The sequence below is a fragment of the Rahnella selenatireducens genome (genome assembly GCF_046449555.1).
Taxonomy (GTDB): Bacteria; Pseudomonadota; Gammaproteobacteria; order Enterobacterales; family Enterobacteriaceae; genus Rahnella; species Rahnella selenatireducens.
On sequence record NZ_JBKEZJ010000001.1, the window covers coordinates 441968 to 461903 of the forward strand.

A 19936-nucleotide genomic window follows, 5' to 3' on the forward strand; every position below is an offset into this window, starting at 1 on the left:
CACAACACAGGGGTTTTGACGCATTTTCATAGTCAGCAACGCAACAAAGCCTGACTAAAACTGAAAGAACGGCAACGTTGATCCTCATTCGCAAACATAAAAATGACAGCCAGAGAAACGTCGTTAGGGAGATAGATATATGTGTTCAATTTTCGGTGTGCTCGATATCAAAACTGACTCCGTCGAGCTGCGCAAAAAAGCGCTGGAACTCTCGCGCCTGATGCGTCACCGCGGGCCGGATTGGTCCGGCGTATTCGCCAGCGACAAAGCGATTCTGTCGCATGAACGTCTGTCGATTGTCGACGTGAACAACGGCGCACAGCCTTTGTACAACGCAGCACATACCCATGTTCTGGCTGTAAACGGCGAAATCTACAACCATCAGGCTCTGCGCGCTGAATTGAGCGACAAGTATGAGTTCCAGACCGCGTCTGACTGCGAAGTCATTCTGGCGCTGTATCAGGAAAAAGGTCCGGCGTTCCTCGACGAACTGCAAGGTATGTTCGCCTTCATTCTGTATGACACAGAAAAAGACGCGTACCTGATTGGCCGCGACCATCTGGGCATCATCCCGCTTTACATGGGTTATGACGAGCACGGCAACATGTACGTGGCGTCAGAAATGAAAGCGCTGGTGCCGGTTTGCCGCACCATCAAAGAATTCCCGGCGGGCAGCTATCTGTGGAGCCAGGAAGGCGAAATCCGTGAGTATTACCAGCGCGACTGGTTCGATTTCGAAAACGTTAAAGACAACGTCACCGACGCTGCGGCACTGAAAGATGCGCTGGAAGAATCCGTGAAAAGCCATCTGATGTCTGACGTGCCTTACGGCGTGTTGCTGTCCGGTGGTCTGGATTCTTCCGTGATTTCAGCCATTACCAAGAAATTTGCCGGTCGCCGTATTGAAGATAAAGATCAGAGCGAAGCCTGGTGGCCACAGCTGCACTCCTTTGCGGTCGGCCTGGAAGGTTCTCCGGATCTGCGCGCGGCTCAGGAAGTCGCAAACCATTTAGGCACAGTACACCATGAAATTCACTTCACCGTGCAGGAAGGTCTGGACGCTATCCGCGACGTGATTTATCACATCGAAACTTACGACGTGACCACCATTCGTGCGTCAACGCCAATGTATCTGATGTCCCGTAAAATCAAAGCGATGGGTATCAAGATGGTGTTGTCCGGCGAAGGTGCCGATGAAGTGCTGGGCGGTTATCTGTATTTCCATAAAGCGCCGAACGCGAAAGAATTCCATGAAGAAACCGTGCGTAAATTGCTGGCTCTTCACATGTATGACTGTGCCCGTGCGAACAAAGCGATGTCCGCCTGGGGTGTGGAAGCCCGCGTACCGTTCCTGGATAAAAAATTCCTCGACGTCGCAATGCGCATCAACCCGAAAGACAAGATGTGCGGCAACGGCAAGATGGAAAAACATATCCTGCGTGAATGTTTTGAATCTTACCTGCCACACAGCGTCGCGTGGCGCCAGAAAGAACAGTTCTCTGATGGCGTGGGCTACAGCTGGATCGATACCTTAAAAGAAGTCGCGTCTCAGCAGATTACCGATCAACAGCTCGAAACTGCGCATTTCCGTTTCCCGTACAACACGCCGACGTCTAAAGAAGGCTATCTGTACCGCACCATTTTCGAGGAACTGTTCCCGGTCCCAAGCGCGGCAGAATGTGTTCCTGGCGGCCCGTCAGTGGCCTGTTCTTCAGCGAAAGCCATCGAATGGGATGAAGCGTTCAAAAACATGGACGATCCTTCCGGCCGTGCGGTTGGCGTGCATCAGTCCGCGTATAAATAATCGTTTTACAGGTAAATATCCTTGTTGCAAACGGGCCTCTTTTGGCCCGTTTTTTTATGGAGAAAGCCAGTAAAAATAATGTCCTTTGCCCAATTAATCACCAGAGTGGTTATAAGCCAGACAAATGGACGCTCTCACGCCTTTTTCTCCAAAAAAGGTGTTGACGCAAAACGGTCATATACGCATAATGCGCCCCGCAACGCCGATGAAGGTAGCGCGGAAAAAGATGGCTACGTAGCTCAGTTGGTTAGAGCACATCACTCATAATGATGGGGTCACAGGTTCGAATCCCGTCGTAGCCACCATCTTTTTTGCGGGAGTGGCGAAATTGGTAGACGCACTAGATTTAGGTTCTAGCGCCGCAAGGTGTGCGAGTTCAAGTCTCGCCTCCCGCACCATTTCATCGAGTCGGCAGCACAGTTGGGGTATCGCCAAGCGGTAAGGCACTGGTTTTTGATACCAGCATTCCCAGGTTCGAATCCTGGTACCCCAGCCATTTTCTTATCTCTCACGGTTTTATTGTGAAAGTGAGGAAAATCCAGTTTGAAGAAGTTGTACTGTTGGGGTATCGCCAAGCGGTAAGGCACTGGTTTTTGATACCAGCATACCCTGGTTCGAATCCAGGTACCCCAGCCATACTTCTTTCTGTATAATTGGTAAGCACTTGAAATTTATTATTAAGTTAGTTAAATTAGTGCTTGAAGTTTTGAAGTAAGTCAGTAAAATTTGGCTACGTAGCTCAGCTGGTTAGAGCACATCACTCATAATGATGGGGTCACAGGTTCAAATCCCGTCGTAGCCACCATTTTACCTGCAGTACACTGCTCAAAAGGTAGTGAGTTTTAAAATTGGGGTGTCGCCAAGCGGTAAGGCTCTGGTTTCTGATACCAGCATACCCAGGTTCGAATCCTGGCACCCCAGCCACATTAAGAAAGCCCGCCTCGTGCGGGCTTTTTGCTATTCGTCGGTTGGGTCAGAGTCAAAAAAAGGGCAAACCGACTTTCATCCGGCCTGCCCTTATCTCACTTCGTTAAATGCCTAATGCATATTTCAGCGCTTTGGTTTTCAGTGCGCCTGCACGCTGTGCCGTCATCAGTGCCAGATTTCTCAATGCTTTGACCGGCGCCAGGTCGTTACTGAACGCGGTATAGAACAAATCCATACCGCTTTGCATCAGCAGATTATCCAGGCGACGCTGACGCTGATAGCGCAGCAGCACGTTCTCGCTGCTCCACGCTTCATCGTGGTCACAGGCTTTTTCCAGCACCGAAAGCAATGCTTCTACGTCGCGATAACCCAGATTTACGCCCTGCCCGGCCAGCGGATTAATCGTATGCGCTGCATCGCCCACCAGCGCCAGCCCCGGCAAGACATAACGCTGCGCATGGCGGCGAACCAGCGGGAACGCGCCTGCTGCTATTGCATTAATTTTTCCAAGCCGCGGTGGAAATGCCTGCATAATCTCCGCCGTCAGCTGTTTCATGTTCAGTGTTTTCAGATAACGGATGCGCTGCGGGCTGTCGTACCACACCAGCGACGCCTGATTGCCAAACAACGGCAGGAACGCGCGCGGGCCGGAAGGGAAAAACTGCTGCCAGGTGACATCCTGATCCGGCGTTTCGGTTTCAACATTTATCAGCATGCAGTGCTGGCGATATTCCCAACCATCAACGCCGATACCCGCCAGCTGGCGTACCAAAGAATTCGCCCCGTCGGCGGCGACGACCAGCTTTGCACTCAGCAGTTCACCGGTCGTCAGTTGAAGTGACCAGGTTTTATCGTCATGCTGCAAGAGATGGCGCAGTTTAGCCGGACAGAAACGGGCCAGATTGGAGAAAGCATCAAACTGCTGCCAGAGCGCCAGCTGAAGCACGCGGTTTTCAACCATGAATCCCAGCTCCGGTAATCCGAGTGATTGCGCATCGAATTTCACGTCTGAACCGTCAACTTCCCAGGTTTCCAGGCGGCGATACGGCACCGAGCGCATTTTTTCAACAGCAGGCCACGCCTCTAATTTCTGCAAGAACCGCACCGAAGCGCAGCCAATCGCAGAAATTCTCAGGTCTGCCGCCGCGGATGCGTCAAATTCATCCGGCTCTTCATTTTCGATCAGCGCAACCTGGAGTCCCTGACGGGCCAGTCCGAGAGCCGCCGCAGCGCCTACCATCCCGCCACCGACAATCACTGCATCAAATGACTTCTCTGAATTATTCATTTTATTCCAGCTTTCTTTATCAGTTCATTATGCGAAGTGTACCGGATTTTTGTGTCAGCATCAGGGCCTAAGCTGCTTTCCGGCACTGGTCAGCGCTAAGGTGAGGGTTTACAATACTGCCCCTGAACAACGCTATGCACTGCGGCACTGCCGATCTAACGTTCCCCGTATTGAGTACTGACACGCTGATGACTAAAAAACTGCACATAAAAACCTGGGGCTGCCAGATGAATGAATATGATTCATCTAAAATGGCCGATCTTCTCGATAGCACCCACGGTTACCAGCTGACGGATAACGCTGAAGAAGCAGACATTCTGCTGCTGAATACCTGTTCAATCCGGGAAAAAGCCCAGGAGAAAGTGTTCAGCCTGCTGGGACACTGGAAATTATTAAAAAAGAAAAACCCGGATATTATTATCGGCGTCGGCGGCTGTGTGGCATCTCAGGAAGGGGAATTGCTGCGTAAGCGTGCGCCCTGCGTTGATATCGTTTTTGGCCCGCAAACCCTGCATCGCCTGCCAGAAATGGTCAACCATGTTCGCGGCACCAAAAGTCCTGTCGTGGATATCAGCTTCCCGGAAATTGAAAAATTTGACCGTCTGCCGGAACCACGCGCAGATGGCCCGACCGCATTTGTTTCCATCATGGAAGGCTGCAACAAATATTGCAGCTTCTGCGTGGTGCCTTACACACGCGGCGAAGAAGTCAGCCGCCCGTGCGATGACGTCCTGTTTGAAGTCGCTCAGCTTGCTGCTCAGGGCGTGCGTGAAGTTAACCTGCTGGGGCAAAATGTGAATGCCTACCGCGGTGATTCATTCGACGGCGGCATCTGCTCGTTTGCAGAATTGCTGCGTCTGGTGGCGGCCATCGACGGTATTGACCGCATCCGCTTCACCACGAGCCATCCGGTAGAATTTACCGACGATATCATCGAGGTCTATAAAGACACGCCTGAAGTCGTGAGCTTCCTGCATCTGCCTATTCAGAGCGGTTCTGATCGCATTCTGACTATGATGAAGCGCCCTCACACGGTGCTGGAATACAAATCGACTATCCGTAAATTGCGGGCTGCGCGTCCGGATATCCATTTCAGTTCTGACTTCATCATCGGCTTCCCGGGCGAATCCAATGATGACTTCGAACGCACCATGGATTTAATTGCGCAGGTCAATTACGACGTCAGCTTCAGCTTCATCTACTCTCCGCGCCCGGGAACACCTGCGGCCGACATGGTCGATGATGTGTGCATGGACGAGAAGAAAAAGCGTCTGGCGCTGTTGCAGGACCGGATCACGCAACAGGTGATGCGTTTCAGCCGCGCCACGCTGGGCACCGTTCAGCGCGTTCTGGTGGAAGGAACGTCCCGTAAAGACATTATGGAGCTGACCGGGCGCACCGAATGCAACCGCGTGGTCAATTTTGAAGGCACGCCGGACATGATTGGCAAATTCGTAGATGTCGAAATTGTCGATGTCTACGCCAACTCTCTGCGTGGCGTAGTCATCCGCACAGAAGAACAAATGGCGCTGCGTCTGCACGAATCACCGCAATCTGTTATTGCCCGCACACGCAAAGAAAATGAACTGGGCGTTGGGATCTATCAGCCCTGAATCATTGTAGCGAAGAATGACAGAACCCCACAGGGCGCTCCGGCGTCCTGTTTCTTTTGATAATTCAGACGTCAGACCGGCCTCAGGGGTTTAATTCTCCAGGAAAGGCCGCATATCCGGATGCAGGTTTATGTAACGGCCTGCAAGGCGCAGCATATTTTGCCAAGGGCATGTATTATTAACTCAGGTATGGTTGTCGGCTGAAAGCAGTTTACGGTCGTATGTCTCACTGAACGCCCCTGTTGCATAAAGGGTAAACTGGTCCAGAGTGACCCAAAGGATAAGTTTGAACGTTGTAACACAAGAGATTTTACTGGAGCCCGAAGACAATCAGCGTTTGCTGAGCCTGTGCGGGCCGTTTGATGACAACATCAAACAACTGGAACGCCGGTTGGGCGTTGAAATCAACCGTCGTGATAACGCATTTAAACTTGTTGGAAAGAGCCTGCCTGTTGCGGCAGCCGCTGATATTCTGCGCGACTTATACGTAGACACCGCGCCGCTGCGTGGTGAGACTCAGGATATCGATCCTGAAAAAATCCATCTGGCCATTAAAGAAAGCCGCGTGCTTGAGCAAACAGCTGAAAGCGTGCCTGATTTTGGCAAAGCGGTCATCATTAAAACCAAACGCGGCGTGATCAAACCGCGAACGAAGAATCAGGCGCAATACGTTGCAAATATTCTGGATCACGACGTCACATTTGGCATCGGCCCTGCCGGAACGGGGAAAACCTATCTGGCCGTTGCCGCCGCCGTTGATGCACTGGAACGTCAGGAAGTGCGCCGTATTCTGCTGACTCGCCCTGCCGTTGAAGCCGGTGAAAAGCTGGGCTTCCTGCCGGGCGATCTCAGCCAGAAGGTTGACCCGTATCTGCGTCCGCTGTACGACGCACTTTTCGAAATGCTGGGCTTTGAGAAAGTTGAGAAACTGATTGAGCGCAACGTCATTGAAGTCGCTCCGCTGGCGTATATGCGTGGCCGTACCCTGAATGACGCCTTTATCATTCTCGACGAAAGCCAGAACACCTCCATCGAACAGATGAAGATGTTCCTGACCCGCATTGGTTTTAACTCCAAAGCAGTGATTACCGGTGACGTGACGCAAATCGACCTGCCGCGCCATCAGAAATCCGGCCTGCGCCACGCCATTGAAGTGTTGTCGTCTGTCGAAGAACTCAGCTTTAACTTTTTCCACAGTGAGGACGTTGTCCGTCATCCTGTTGTCGCGCGAATTGTTGTAGCTTACGAAGCGTGGGAAGAAGAAGACCAGAAACGTCGCGATGCGATTGCCGCAGAGCGTAAACATGAACATCAAAACAACGCATCTCAGCAGGTCAGTGAATGAACACGGTAATCCTCGATTTACAGATCGCTTGCGAAGAAAATGCAGGCTTACCGTCAGAAAATGACTTCCAGACCTGGCTGGAAGCTGTGCTTCCACAGTTTCAGGAAGAGTCGGAAGTCACAATCCGTTTGGTCGATAGCCCGGAAAGTCATGAATTAAACATGACTTATCGTGGCATGGATAAACCGACCAACGTGTTATCCTTCCCGTTCGAAGCTCCTCCTGGCATGGAAATGCCGCTGCTCGGCGACCTGATTATTTGTCGTCAGGTCGTTGAGAAGGAAGCCAAAGAGCAGGAAAAAGAACTTTGGGCTCACTGGGCGCATATGGTTATTCACGGCAGTTTGCATTTGCTGGGCTATGACCATATCGTTGATGAAGAAGCCGAAGAGATGGAAGCGATTGAAACTGAAATCATGCTGGCCCTGGGTTATCCTGATCCCTATATTTCAGAAAAAGAAGACAACTGAGATTAGCCCGGATTCACACAGCGCCTGCGACGGAGATATGTCTCCCGCAGGCGTTTCAGGCTAAGAGTTGATCATAATGACCACCAACACGAGAAAACTAAACCAAACGCCATGAGCGATGACCATTCACAAAATAGTGACAGCCCCAGTCCCAAGAAGGGCTTCTTTTCCCTTATCCTTAACCAGCTCTTTCACGGTGAACCTAAAAACCGTGGCGATTTGGTTGAGCTGATCCGTGACTCAGAACAAAACGATCTGATCGACCCCGATACCCGTGACATGCTGGAAGGCGTGATGGATATTGCCGAGCAGCGCGTCCGGGACATCATGATCCCCCGTTCTCAGATGATCACGCTCAAACGCAATCAGCCGCTGGAAGAGTGCCTCGATGTCATCATCGAATCCGCACACTCCCGCTTCCCGGTGATCAGCGAAGATAAGGATCACATTGAAGGCATCCTGATGGCCAAAGACCTGCTGCCGTTTATGCGCACAGAGTCCGAGCCATTCAGCATTGATAAAGTGCTGAGAACCGCGGTGGTGGTTCCTGAAAGCAAACGTGTTGACCGCATGCTAAAGGAGTTCCGCTCACAGCGTTACCATATGGCGATTGTTGTCGATGAATTCGGTGGCGTATCCGGCCTGGTCACTATCGAAGATATTCTCGAACTGATTGTCGGCGAAATCGATGATGAGTATGACGAAGCTGAAGATCTGGATATCCGTCAGCTTAGCCGCCATACCTACACTGTCCGCGCGCTGGCGCCGATTGAAGATTTTAACGAAGTCTTCCAGACCCATTACAGTGACGATGAGGTCGATACGATTGGCGGTCTGGTGATGCAGTCCTTCGGCCATTTACCGGCACGAGGCGAAAGCATTGAAATTGACGGTTACCTGTTCAAGGTTGCGATGGCCGACAGCCGCCGTATTATTCAGGTTCATGTAAAAATACCGGACGACGCGCCGCAACCGATACTGGAAGAATAATTACTCCATGGCAATTGCCTCTTTATATCAACGCCAGCGGGTTCGCGCCCTGCTGGCGCTCTTATTCGGTGCCTGTGGCACGCTCGCTTTTTCCCCCTATGATTTCTGGCCAGCAGCAATCGTCTCACTCTGCGGTCTACTGGCATTAACACTGGATCGCCGTCCGGCGCAATCCGCGTGGATAGGTTTCTGCTGGGGATTTGGCCTGTTTGGAACAGGCGTCAACTGGGTTTACGTCAGTATCGCCACCTTTGGCGGCATGCCGGAAGCCATCAACCTGTTCCTGGTGATTTTGCTGGCGGCTTATTTATCGCTTTACACCATGCTGTTTGCCGGTATTTTAAGCAAACTGTGGCCAAAAACCACCTGGTGGAAACTGGCAATTGCCGCCCCTGCTCTGTGGCAAATTACTGAATTCCTACGCGGTTGGGTGCTGACCGGCTTTCCCTGGCTTGAATTCGGTTACAGCCAGATCAATGGCCCCCTGAAAGGCCTTGCGCCAATCACCGGTGTGAACGGCATTACGCTGTTACTGACTTCACTGAGCGGTCTGCTGGTATATGCCATCTACCAGCGCCGGAAAGCCCCGGGTATTATGGCGTTGGCAATGTTGCTGCTGCCATGGCCGCTGCGCTATATCCACTGGTATCAGGAACAGCCGGAGAAAGCTGTTGATGTTGCACTGGTTCAGGGCAACATTCCGCAGTCCATGAAATGGGATCCGAAAGCGCTGGAAAGCGCACTGCAAACGTATCTGGATCTCAGCCGTCCTTATCTTGGCAAATCCAGCATGATCATCTGGCCAGAATCTGCGATTTCAGATATTGAATCTGACCAGCAGGGCTTCCTGAGCATGGTGGATAATATTTACCGTTCGCACGGGACTCAGCTGATCACCGGGATTATCGACGCGCGCCGCAACGAACAAGGCATGAAGGTGTATAACAGCGCCATCGTGCTGGGCGGTGAACAAACTTATCGCTACCCTGACGACAACCGTTTCAACAAACACCATCTGGTGCCCTTTGGTGAATTTGTTCCTCTGGAAACGCTGCTGCGCCCTCTCGCACCGTTCTTCGATTTGCCAATGTCAGGCCTGACCAGCGGCGATTATGTGCAGAAGCCTTTGTTTGTCAGCGGCCTCAATCTGACTACTGCCATTTGTTATGAAGTGGTATTTGGTGAACAGGTGCGCGATAACCTGCGGCCGGACACCAACTTCCTGCTGACCATTTCCAACGATGCCTGGTTCGGACATTCGATTGGCCCGTGGCAGCATTTCCAGATGGCGCGTATGCGTTCACTGGAATTAGGCCGCCCGTTGCTTCGCAGCACCAACAACGGTATTACCGCCGTAGTGAATGCTCAGGGTGATGTGACCGCCCAAATTCCGCAGTTTACCCGTCAGGTACTGAACGTGAAGGTCACGCCGACAACCGGTATGACGCCGTATGCACGCGTTGGCTGGTGGCCGGTGTGGATAGTAACGCTCATCATGGCTGTCGCGGCACTGTGGCTGGGCCGTCGCAAAAAATGAATTTTCGTATTTTCTCTTTAAATCAGGCGTCTTCGGGCGCCTGAACTGTTTTGTCGCATCTTCTTTTTAGCCCCCGTAATCTTCCCCTTTTACCTGCTGTCGTTTGTGATAAACCCGGCATTAAGCGCTGATTATCTGACCGGTAATGAAGTTAAATCAGGCTTTCTGGCATGACTCTTGCTACATCTAATTGAAAGATATCTGATTAGTTACTTTTTATGACGTCGTGCATCATTTTGGAACAAAAAGGCTATTCCTCATGCACTCTCTAAGTGCATAGCCCGTTAATTGCTTTTAATTGGTGCGTGTCTCGTCTCAAAAAAGAAACAATGTGGTTTCATAAAATTCACATTCAGTTATTTTCTAGCTTCATATGACGAGGCATTAGCACTTTCTGATCCGTGATTTGGATCCCTAATGACAGCAAGGAGTTGGACATGCAATTGCGCAAATTGGCGTTATCCGTAGTGTTGGCAAGCGTTGCCGTAAGCAGCTTTGCTCACGCAGAAGAACTGACCGGCACCCTGAAAAAAATCAAAGACAATGGCGTTATCGTGGTAGGTCACCGCGAATCCTCCGTGCCATTCTCTTACTACAATAACGAACAGAAAGTCGTCGGCTATTCACAGGATTACTCTGACGCCATCGTTGACGCGGTGAAGAAAAAACTGAACCTGCCTAACCTGCAGGTCAAAATGATGCCAATTACTTCGCAGAACCGTATTCCGTTGCTGCAAAACGGCACCTATGATTTTGAGTGTGGTTCTACCACCAACAATCTCGAGCGCCAGCAGCAAGCCGCTTTCTCCGACACCATCTTCGTTATCGGCACCCGTCTGTTAGTGAAAAAAGGATCTGAGATTAAAGACTTCGCTGACCTGAAAGGCAAAACCGTTGTCGTCACTTCAGGTACCACCTCTGAAGTGTTGCTTAATAAGCTGAATGAAGAGAAGAAACTGGATCTGCGCATCATCAGCGCGAAAGACCACGGTGACTCCTTCCGTACGCTGGAAACCGGTCGTGCTGTTGCGTTCATGATGGATGATGCCCTGTTAGCCGGTGAACGTGCGAAAGCCAAAAAACCAGACAACTGGGAAATCATCGGGACTCCACAGTCCAAAGAAGCGTATGGCTGCATGATGCGTAAAGATGATGCCGACTTCAAAAAACTGGTCGATGACACCATCGTGAAAGCACAAACTTCCGGTGAAGCGACTAAGTGGTTTGAAACCTGGTTCAAAAAACCGATTCCTCCGAAGAATCTGAACATGAACTTTGAACTGTCTGACGACATGAAAGCCCTGTTCAAGGCACCAAACGATAAAGCACTGTAAGAAATACCAGACAGACGGGTATAACCAAGAGAAGTGTAATTAAAGAATAAGGCTGGACCACCAGCCTGTGATGATGCAGACCGGATGCGGGGTGGTCGTTCCCCACCCCGCATATCCTCCCAAATCATTTTTCACGCGGATCACGTCATCACTCAGATGGGTAGTTTATTACCCGGTTTACGGAGTTTTTATGTCAATAGATTGGAACTGGGGCATATTTTTGCAACAAGCCCCCTTTGGGAATACCACCTACCTGGGCTGGATTTGGAATGGATTTCAGGTCACCGTCGCGCTGTCGATTTGCGCCTGGATTATCGCGTTCTTCGTCGGTTCACTTTTCGGGATACTGCGTACCGTTCCCAACCGGATCCTTTCCGGCATCGGCACCTGTTACGTTGAACTCTTCCGTAACGTGCCACTCATTGTGCAATTCTTTATCTGGTATCTGGTTGTACCTGAACTTCTGCCTGAAAATATCGGCATGTGGTTTAAATCAGAACTGGCACCGAATGTGCAATTCTTCACCTCGTCTGTGATCTGTCTCGGTCTGTTCACCGCCGCCCGCGTATGCGAGCAGGTCCGTGCGGCCATTCAGTCATTGCCCCGCGGCCAGCGTAATGCCGGGCTGGCAATGGGTCTGACGCTGCCGCAAACCTATCGTTATGTCCTGTTGCCAAACGCGTATCGCGTGATCGTACCGCCGATGACCTCAGAAATGGTTAACCTGGTCAAAAACTCGGCTATCGCGTCCACCATCGGTCTGGTCGATATGGCGGCACAAGCCGGAAAGTTGCTTGATTACTCCGCCCATGCGTATGAATCATTTACGGCGATTACCGTTGCCTACGTCCTTATCAATGCCGTCATCATGCTCCTGATGCATTTTGTAGAACGTAAAGTCCGCCTGCCGGGCAACATGGGAGGTAAATAAGAATGCATGAATTTGACTGGAGCTCTATCGGCCCCGGCCTGCCGTATTTGTGGCAGGGCATGGTCATCACCCTGAAAATCACGTCGCTGGCGATTGTTGTCGGTATCCTCTGGGGTACGCTGCTGGCGGTCATGCGTTTATCGTCTTTCAAACCTGTCAGCTGGTTTGCCTCGGCTTATGTCAACCTGTTCCGCGCCGTGCCGCTGGTAATGGTGCTGTTGTGGTTCTATCTGATTGTGCCCGGCTTCCTGCAAAAAGTGCTCGGTTTATCCCCTAAAACGGATATACGCTTGATTTCAGCGATGGTTGCGTTCGCCTTGTTTGAAGCGGCCTACTATTCCGAAATCATTCGCGCCGGGATTATCAGTATTGCACGCGGGCAATCTTCTGCCGCGCTGGCGCTGGGCATGACCCAGTGGCAGTCCATGCAACTGGTGATTTTGCCGCAGGCCTTCCGCGCGATGGTGCCGTTGCTACTGACCCAGGCGATTGTCTTATTCCAGGATACCTCGCTGGTATATGTTCTGGGCCTCGCCGACTTCTTCCGCAGCGCATCCAATATTGGCGACCGTGACGGTACGCTGGTAGAGATGGTGCTGTTTGCAGGACTTATTTACTTTGTTATCAGCCTTTCCGCTTCCTTGCTGGTGCGTTATTTGAAGAAAAGGACCGTTTCATGATTTCACTGAAGAATGTTTCTAAATGGTACGGGCACTTTCAGGTGCTGACCGAGTGCAGCACCGAAGTTAAAAAAGGTGAAGTTGTGGTAGTTTGCGGGCCTTCCGGGTCGGGTAAATCGACGCTGATCAAAACCGTTAACGGGCTGGAGCCGATTCAAAAAGGTGAGATTCTGGTCAACGGTACACCGGTCAATGATAAGAAAACCAATCTGGCTCAGCTGCGTGCGAAAGTCGGCATGGTGTTCCAGCATTTTGAGCTGTTCCCGCATTTGTCGATCATCGACAACCTGACGCTTGCTCAGGTAAAAGTGCTGAAACGCGATAAAGCAGCCTCGAAAGAAAAAGGCCTGAAACTGCTGGAACGCGTGGGCTTATCCGCTCACGCCAACAAATTCCCAGGTCAGCTTTCCGGCGGACAGCAGCAGCGTGTCGCTATCGCCCGCGCATTGTGTATGGATCCTATCGCTATGCTATTTGACGAACCGACTTCAGCGCTTGATCCGGAAATGATCAACGAAGTGCTGGACGTAATGGTTGAGCTGGCAAACGAAGGCATGACAATGATGGTGGTCACCCACGAAATGGGCTTTGCCCGTAAAGTGGCGAACCGCGTGATTTTCATGGATGAAGGTAAAATTGTGGAAGACCGTAATAAAGACGACTTCTTCAATAATCCGGAATCAGATCGTGCCCGCGATTTCCTGGCGAAAATCCTGCACTAAACGCGTTTATTGCCCGCTCCCGGTTTGAATGGGAACGGGCAATAAAAAATCACGGTTCAAACGGGCGTCGGCTGAATTCGGTATTCCCGCATTTTGGGCATTTACTCAGAATCTCAGGCGTGTAGACCGCTAAGTGAAAATGGCAGTTTTCACAAACCAGATTTCCCAGCCCGACCACTTCCCCGCTGTGATAAATGCCGTGATGGCTGACGTCTTTAAACATCTCTTTCCATTCCAGCTGCGTTTTGTCCGTCAGGTCCAGCAGCTCTTTCCACAGACTTTCTTTAATTACGCGCAGAAACACACTGTCGGTTCCGTCATCTTCAGCCACTGCCCGCTGGCTCTCGCCGTAACTGCGCGCGAACTCATGCAGGTCGCGTCTGACTGCCGACGTTAACTGTTCAATTTGAATTTCTGACAATTTGCCTTCATCTTGCAGACGGACACGGGCATCCTGCACCAGTGCGCTGATATCACGTTCGCCATTTTTCAACCGCTCGGTCAGCGAAGACACTAACTGGCGGTAAGATTGCGTAATATTGCTCATAACTTCCTCTCCTTGAACTGACATGACCGCTTGCCCGGCGGGAGCGTATTGTCTTTATTTTAGACGTAAATCCCTGATACGTTGCGCAGATTATCCCGGGCTGGCTCGCAGATTATGAATAATGCGTCAGAAGAAGGCAGAAATCCCCGTTAGCCCTTCAGCGGGTGTTGTTGCACCCTCCGCTTATCGGCTATGCTATGCGGATCTTTTGATTAAAACTTTTTGAGCTACAGGCGTAGCTGTTTTCACTCACAGGACCACCGGCCGCCATGCAAGAGCAATACCGTCCAGAAGACATTGAGTCACACGTTCAGCTTCACTGGCAAGAGAAGCAAACCTTCAAAGTTACCGAACAACCTGGTAAGGAGAAATATTACTGTCTCTCCATGTTGCCTTATCCGTCAGGTCGTCTCCACATGGGACACGTGCGCAACTACACCATTGGTGACGTGATTTCCCGTTACCAGCGCATGCTCGGTAAAAATGTCCTGCAGCCTATCGGCTGGGATGCATTCGGCCTGCCAGCCGAAGGTGCCGCGGTGAAAAACAACACAGCACCGGCGCCGTGGACTTACGAAAACATCGAATACATGAAGAACCAGCTGAAACTGCTGGGCTTCGGCTATGACTGGGATCGCGAAATCGCGACCTGCAAACCGGATTACTACCGTTGGGAACAGTGGTTCTTTACCAAGCTTTATGAGAAAGGCCTGGTTTACAAGAAGACTTCCGCCGTTAACTGGTGCCCGCATGACCTGACCGTTCTGGCTAACGAACAGGTTATCGACGGTTGCTGCTGGCGTTGTGACACTAAGGTTGAGCGTAAAGAAATTCCACAGTGGTTTATCAAAATCACCGATTACGCCGATCAGCTGCTCAACGATCTGGACACGCTGGAAAGCTGGCCTGAACAGGTTAAAACCATGCAGCGTAACTGGATTGGCCGTTCCGAAGGTGTGGAAATCACTTTCGACGTGGCAGACAGCGACGAAAAAGTCACGGTTTACACCACCCGTCCTGATACCTTCATGGGCGCGACCTACGTGGCTGTTGCCGCCGGTCACCCGCTTGCACAACAGGGCGCCATCAATAATCCAGCCCTGAACGATTTCATCGACGAATGCCGCAATACCAAAGTTGCCGAAGCAGAAATGGCAACCATGGAGAAAAAAGGCATGGCAACCGGCCTGTATGCGGTTCATCCGCTGTCAGGTGAAAAACTGCCGGTTTGGGTCGCCAACTTTGTCCTGATGGAATACGGCACAGGCGCGGTGATGGCCGTTCCGGGCCACGACCAGCGCGACTGGGAATTTGCGACCAAATATAACCTGCAGATTAAGCCCGTCATCTTGAATCTGGATGGCAGCCAGCCTGACGTCACCGCAGAAGCCATGACCGAAAAAGGCACGCTGTTTAATTCCGGTGAGTTCGATGGTCTGAATCACGAAGATGGCTTCAATGCAATTGCCGACAAGCTGGTCGCGCAGGGCGTGGGCCAGCGTAAAGTGAACTATCGTTTGCGCGACTGGGGTGTTTCCCGTCAGCGTTACTGGGGTGCGCCAATCCCGATGATCACATTGGAAGACGGTACCGTTATCCCGACACCTGAAGATCAGCTGCCGGTTATCCTGCCGGAAGACGTTGTCATGGACGGCATCACCAGCCCGATTAAAGCCGATCCTGAGTGGGCTAAAACCACAGTGAACGGTATGCCGGGTCTGCGTGAAACCGACACTTTCGATACCTTCATGGAATCGTCCTGGTACTACGCGCGTTATACCTGCCCGCAGTATGACGAAGGCATGCTGGATCCGGCTGCGGCAAACTACTGGCTGCCAGTTGATCAGTATGTTGGTGGTATCGAACACGCCATCATGCATCTGATGTATTTCCGCTTCTTCCACAAACTGATGCGCGATGCGGGCTTGGTCGATTCTGACGAACCCGCTAAACGCCTGCTGTGTCAGGGCATGGTTCTGGCGGATGCATTCTACTACACCGGTAACGGCGGCGAGCGCGTCTGGGTTTCTCCGGCCGATGCTACCGTTGAGCGCGACGAAAAAGGCCGTATCACTAAAGCGACTGACCCGCAGGGCCGCGAGCTGGTTTATGCTGGCATGAGCAAGATGTCCAAGTCTAAAAACAACGGTATCGACCCGCAGGTTATGGTTGATAAATACGGCGCGGATACCGTACGACTGTTCATGATGTTCGCTTCTCCGGCAGAAATGACGCTGGAATGGCAGGAATCCGGCGTTGAAGGGGCTAACCGCTTCCTGAAACGTGTCTGGAAACTGGCTTACGAACATTCAGAAAAAGGCCCAACCGTTCCCCTTGATGCGGCTTCCCTGAACGAAGCGCAAAAAGATCTGCGTCGCGACCTGCACAAAACCATCGCGAAAGTCACCGATGATATTGGCCGTCGTCAGACCTTCAACACGGCAATCGCCGCGGTGATGGAACTGATGAACAAACTGGGCCGTGCGCCACAGGAAACTGAACAAGACCGCGCCCTGTTGCAGGAAGCTCTGCTGGCCGTTGTCCGCATGCTTTATCCGTTTACCCCGCACGTTTGCTTCAGCCTCTGGCAGGCGCTGAACGGTGAAGGTGATGTGGATACCGCGCCGTGGCCAAAGGCTGATGAGCATGCCATGGTGGAAGATTCCAAACTGGTCGTTGTGCAGGTGAATGGTAAAGTACGTGCTAAAATCACCGTAGCCGCTGATGCTACCGAGCAACAAGTGCGCGAGCGTGCGGCAGAAGAACATTTGGTCGCAAAATATCTGGATGGGGTTACGGTTCGCAAAGTAATCTACGTCCCGGGCAAACTGCTTAACCTGGTTGTAGGTTGAGTCAAGGAGGATCTGTGCGACATCCTATAATGACGCTGCTGCTGACCGCAGCAGTGCTGGTAACTGCAGGCTGTGGTTTTCACTTACGTGGAAAAACTAACGTTCCGGACGAGCTGAGAACCATCGTTGTGGACAGTAGTGACCCGTATGGCCCGTTGACGCGTGATATTCGTACTCAGCTGCGCCTGAGTAACGTGACTATCGTGGATGATCCGACGACTCAACAGCGTAAGGATATTCCTTCACTGCGTATCGGTGGTGAATCGACGGGCAGAAGCACCGCGTCAATTTTCCAGGACGGGAAAACGGCTGAATACCAGATGCAAATGGACGTCAGTGCATCAGTCCTGATGCCTGGTAAAGATCTTTATCCGATTCATGTAAAAGTATTCCGCTCCTTCTTTGACAACCCGTTAACGGCGCTGGCAAAAGATAACGAGCAGGACATTATTATCGGGGAGATGCGTCAGCAGGCGGCTCAGCAGCTGATCCGTAAGTTACTGACGGTGCATGCGTCAGAAATGCGCAAAGCGGATGAAGTGAATGGCCAGGTAGAAGTGATTTCTACCCGGTCATCTGCCAGCACGTCGTATGATACCTCTGAAGTATCGACCCCGGCTCCGGCAAGCACTTCCGCAAAATGATCCGAATTTACCCGGAACAACTTGCCGCGCAGCTCCGTGAGGGGCTGCGCGCCTGTTATCTGTTATGTGGCAACGATCCTCTGCTTTTGCAGGAGAGTCAGGACAGTATCCGTAAAGCGGCTCAGCTTTCTGATTTTCAGGAACACTACACTTTTGTGCTCGACGCCCATACCGAATGGGAGTCAATTTTCAGTATCTGTCAGGCGCTGAGCCTGTTTGCCAGCCGCCAGACCCTGATGCTGATCCTGCCTGATAATGGCCCGACTGCGCCGATGGCAGAACAATTGCTTAAGCTGACTACCCTTTTGCATGACGACATCTTACTGTTGCTGCGCGGAACCAAACTGACCAAAGCGCAGGAAAACAGCGCATGGTTTAAAGGGCTGAGTGATAAAGGCGTGTTTGTCAGCTGTCAGACGCCGGAACAGGCGCAGCTTCCTCGCTGGGTCACCCGCCGCGCTCAGGCGTTATCACTTGAACTGGATGAACCGGCAAACCAGCTTTTATGTTATTGCTATGAAGGCAATCTGCTGGCGTTAGCCCAGTCCCTCGAGCGGCTTTCCCTGCTTTATCCTGATGGAAAACTCACGCTGCCACGCGTTGAAACGGCCGTCAACGATGCCGCGCACTTTACGCCCTATCACTGGCTCGACGCACTGCTGGCAGGTAAAAGCAAGCGTGCCTGGCACATCTTGCGTCAGCTACAGCAGGAAGACAGCGAACCGGTTATTTTGCTGCGAACCGTGCAACGCGAACTTCTGATGCTGCTTAACCTGAAGCGTAAAGTGGATTCGACGCCATTGCGCACGCTCTTTGATCAGCAAAAGGTCTGGCAAAACCGCCGGACGCTGGTGACGCAGGCGTTACAACGTTTATCACTCGAACATCTGACGCAGGCTGTCCGTTTGCTGACTCAAATGGAAATCACCCTGAAACAGGATTATGGTCAATCTGTCTGGTCAGAGCTGGAAAGCCTCTCCATGTTATTGTGTGGAAAACCCCTGCCGGTTGATTATGTTGGTTCGGGTTCGTATTGAAGCAGGACACCGGTATGTCACTCAGCGCATCACATTCTTCTTCACGCCCGGCACAACTCCTGGCTTTCTTCGGCGGGACTTTCGATCCCATCCATTACGGGCACCTGAAACCTGTGACCAGCCTGGCTGAACAGGCCGGATTTGATCACGTAATTTTGCTGCCCAATAACGTCCCGCCTCATCGCCCGCAACCTGAAGCCAGCTCGCAACAGCGCCTACGCATGGTTGAACTGGCCGTGGCAGGTAAACCATTGTTTTCTGTGGATTCACGTGAGCTTGATGTCGATACCCCGTCCTACACCATTGAGACACTTGCAACGTTACGTAAAGAACATGGCGATGATTGCCCGCTGGCGTTTATCATTGGCCAGGATTCATTGCTGACCTTGCACAAGTGGCACCGCTGGGAATCGCTGCTCGATTTTTGTCATCTGGTGGTGATGGCGCGTCCGGGATATCAGGAACAGCTCGATACGCCGGCGCTCCAGCGCTGGTACGACGCACACTGGGTGGCCGATGCGGGGAAACTCAAACATAAACCCGCCGGATTCATTTTTCAGGCCAATACACCGCTGCTGGATATTTCAGCGACGGAAATCCGCGAACGGCGTCATGCGGGGCTTGATTGCTCAGATTTACTGCCATCTGCCGTTGAGCGGTATATAGAATCACAGGGCTTGTACCGCGAGTAGCTAACGCGTGGTATACTGCGCCGCTTAATTTCGGCTCTCGATAACGCTGCGTGATTAACCAATACAATATATTGATTGTTAAACGTTTTCAGTGTTTTCCTGATAACCGCTATGTTTATCCATCATGAGACGGGCCTTTGCTTCGGTGATTCACCGGCAGCTGTCTTGTGAGGTCAATTGTTTCAAACATCCCCAGGGGGAACCTTTGCAAGGTAAAGCGCTCCAAGATTTTGTTGTCGATAAAGTCGATGACCTGAAAGCACAAGACATCATTGCCATTGATGTTAAAGGCAAATCCAGTATTACTGATTGCATGATTATTTGTACCGGTACATCCAGCCGCCACGTAGTGGCTATCGCCGGACATCTGGTTGAAGAAGTGAAAGCGGCCGGTATGGACGCGATGGGTGTGAAAGGCATCAACGAAGCCGACTGGGTCGTTGTCGATCTGGGTGAAGTCATCGTTCACGTCATGCAGGAAGAAAGCCGTCAGCTTTATGAGCTCGAGAAACTCTGGGGTTAA

At 51.7% G+C, this 19936-nt stretch carries 17 protein-coding genes and 6 tRNA genes; 21 read left to right on the forward strand and 2 right to left on the reverse strand.

What is annotated here, in order from left to right; all coding sequences use genetic code 11:
* The first annotated feature begins 139 nt into the window (after positions 1-139).
* From asnB to ACLBVC_RS02170, 7 genes are all read left to right on the forward strand, one after another.
* A complete protein-coding gene (gene asnB, locus ACLBVC_RS02140; protein WP_410147815.1) occupies positions 140-1804 on the forward strand; it encodes an asparagine synthase B in 1665 nt (554 codons plus the stop codon).
* 228 nt (positions 1805-2032) lie between these two features.
* A tRNA-Met gene (locus ACLBVC_RS02145) sits at positions 2033-2109 on the forward strand.
* 8 nt (positions 2110-2117) lie between these two features.
* Positions 2118-2202, forward strand: a tRNA-Leu gene (locus ACLBVC_RS02150).
* A 23-nt stretch (positions 2203-2225) separates the two neighbouring features.
* A tRNA-Gln gene (locus ACLBVC_RS02155) sits at positions 2226-2300 on the forward strand.
* A 65-nt stretch (positions 2301-2365) separates the two neighbouring features.
* Positions 2366-2440: transfer RNA gene (locus ACLBVC_RS02160), tRNA-Gln, on the forward strand.
* 92 nt (positions 2441-2532) lie between these two features.
* A tRNA-Met gene (locus tag ACLBVC_RS02165) sits at positions 2533-2609 on the forward strand.
* Positions 2610-2653: 44 nt separating this feature from the next.
* Positions 2654-2728: transfer RNA gene (locus ACLBVC_RS02170), tRNA-Gln, on the forward strand.
* A 106-nt stretch (positions 2729-2834) separates the two neighbouring features.
* Here ACLBVC_RS02170 and ubiF read toward each other — a convergent pair.
* Complete coding sequence (ubiF, locus tag ACLBVC_RS02175) at positions 2835-4019, reverse strand: 3-demethoxyubiquinol 3-hydroxylase (RefSeq protein ID WP_410147817.1); 1185 nt, start codon at positions 4017-4019, stop codon at positions 2835-2837.
* Between the two features lie 188 nt (positions 4020-4207).
* On the opposite strand from ubiF, the gene miaB reads away from it, so the two are divergent.
* From miaB to ACLBVC_RS02220, 9 genes are all read left to right on the forward strand, one after another.
* Positions 4208-5632: a tRNA (N6-isopentenyl adenosine(37)-C2)-methylthiotransferase MiaB gene (gene miaB, locus ACLBVC_RS02180; protein WP_410147818.1), complete on the forward strand. Its 1425-nt coding sequence runs from the start codon at positions 4208-4210 to the stop codon at positions 5630-5632.
* A gap of 268 nt (positions 5633-5900) precedes the next feature.
* On the forward strand, positions 5901-6977 hold the full coding sequence (locus ACLBVC_RS02185) for a PhoH family protein (protein ID WP_410147820.1): 1077 nt from the start codon (positions 5901-5903) through the stop codon (positions 6975-6977).
* A complete protein-coding gene (ybeY, locus tag ACLBVC_RS02190; RefSeq protein ID WP_410147822.1) occupies positions 6974-7447 on the forward strand; it encodes an rRNA maturation RNase YbeY in 474 nt (157 codons plus the stop codon). Before ACLBVC_RS02185 ends, ybeY begins: the two co-directional genes overlap by 4 nt.
* A gap of 111 nt (positions 7448-7558) precedes the next feature.
* Positions 7559-8437, forward strand: a complete 879-nt coding sequence (gene corC, locus ACLBVC_RS02195; protein ID WP_101075684.1) for a CNNM family magnesium/cobalt transport protein CorC — start codon at positions 7559-7561, stop codon at positions 8435-8437.
* Between the two features lie 7 nt (positions 8438-8444).
* The gene (gene lnt, locus ACLBVC_RS02200) at positions 8445-9974 is read left to right on the forward strand and encodes an apolipoprotein N-acyltransferase (protein WP_410147823.1); all 1530 of its coding nucleotides are present in this window, start codon (positions 8445-8447) and stop codon (positions 9972-9974) included.
* Between the two features lie 437 nt (positions 9975-10411).
* Positions 10412-11308 carry an amino acid ABC transporter substrate-binding protein gene (locus ACLBVC_RS02205; RefSeq protein WP_165059420.1) on the forward strand — a complete coding sequence of 299 codons (897 nt, stop codon included), beginning with the start codon at positions 10412-10414 and terminating at the stop codon, positions 11306-11308.
* A 190-nt stretch (positions 11309-11498) separates the two neighbouring features.
* Positions 11499-12239, forward strand: a complete 741-nt coding sequence (locus tag ACLBVC_RS02210; protein WP_410147825.1) for an amino acid ABC transporter permease — start codon at positions 11499-11501, stop codon at positions 12237-12239.
* A 2-nt stretch (positions 12240-12241) separates the two neighbouring features.
* Complete coding sequence (gene gltK / locus ACLBVC_RS02215) at positions 12242-12919, forward strand: glutamate/aspartate ABC transporter permease GltK (RefSeq protein WP_195823554.1); 678 nt, start codon at positions 12242-12244, stop codon at positions 12917-12919.
* Positions 12916-13641, forward strand: a complete 726-nt coding sequence (locus ACLBVC_RS02220; protein ID WP_195814211.1) for an amino acid ABC transporter ATP-binding protein — start codon at positions 12916-12918, stop codon at positions 13639-13641. Before gltK ends, ACLBVC_RS02220 begins: the two co-directional genes overlap by 4 nt.
* 49 nt (positions 13642-13690) lie before the next feature.
* Here ACLBVC_RS02220 and ACLBVC_RS02225 read toward each other — a convergent pair whose 3' ends face one another.
* Positions 13691-14188, reverse strand: a complete 498-nt coding sequence (locus ACLBVC_RS02225) for a zinc ribbon-containing protein (protein WP_410147826.1) — start codon at positions 14186-14188, stop codon at positions 13691-13693.
* Between the two features lie 269 nt (positions 14189-14457).
* Between ACLBVC_RS02225 and leuS the strand changes: the two genes are divergently transcribed.
* From leuS to rsfS, 5 genes are all read left to right on the forward strand, one after another.
* Entirely contained in the window at positions 14458-17040 is a 2583-nt protein-coding gene (gene leuS / locus ACLBVC_RS02230) for a leucine--tRNA ligase (RefSeq protein ID WP_410147827.1), read from the forward strand.
* A 14-nt stretch (positions 17041-17054) separates the two neighbouring features.
* Positions 17055-17684, forward strand: coding sequence for an LPS assembly lipoprotein LptE (lptE, locus tag ACLBVC_RS02235; RefSeq protein ID WP_410147829.1), 630 nt, complete (start codon positions 17055-17057; stop codon positions 17682-17684).
* A complete protein-coding gene (holA, locus tag ACLBVC_RS02240) occupies positions 17681-18721 on the forward strand; it encodes a DNA polymerase III subunit delta (protein ID WP_410147831.1) in 1041 nt (346 codons plus the stop codon). Before lptE ends, holA begins: the two co-directional genes overlap by 4 nt.
* A 14-nt stretch (positions 18722-18735) precedes the next feature.
* Entirely contained in the window at positions 18736-19413 is a 678-nt protein-coding gene (gene nadD / locus ACLBVC_RS02245) for a nicotinate-nucleotide adenylyltransferase (RefSeq protein ID WP_410147832.1), read from the forward strand.
* 205 nt (positions 19414-19618) lie between these two features.
* Positions 19619-19936 (forward strand): ribosome silencing factor, encoded by a 318-nt coding sequence (rsfS, locus tag ACLBVC_RS02250; protein WP_152326436.1) that lies wholly within the window; start codon positions 19619-19621, stop codon positions 19934-19936.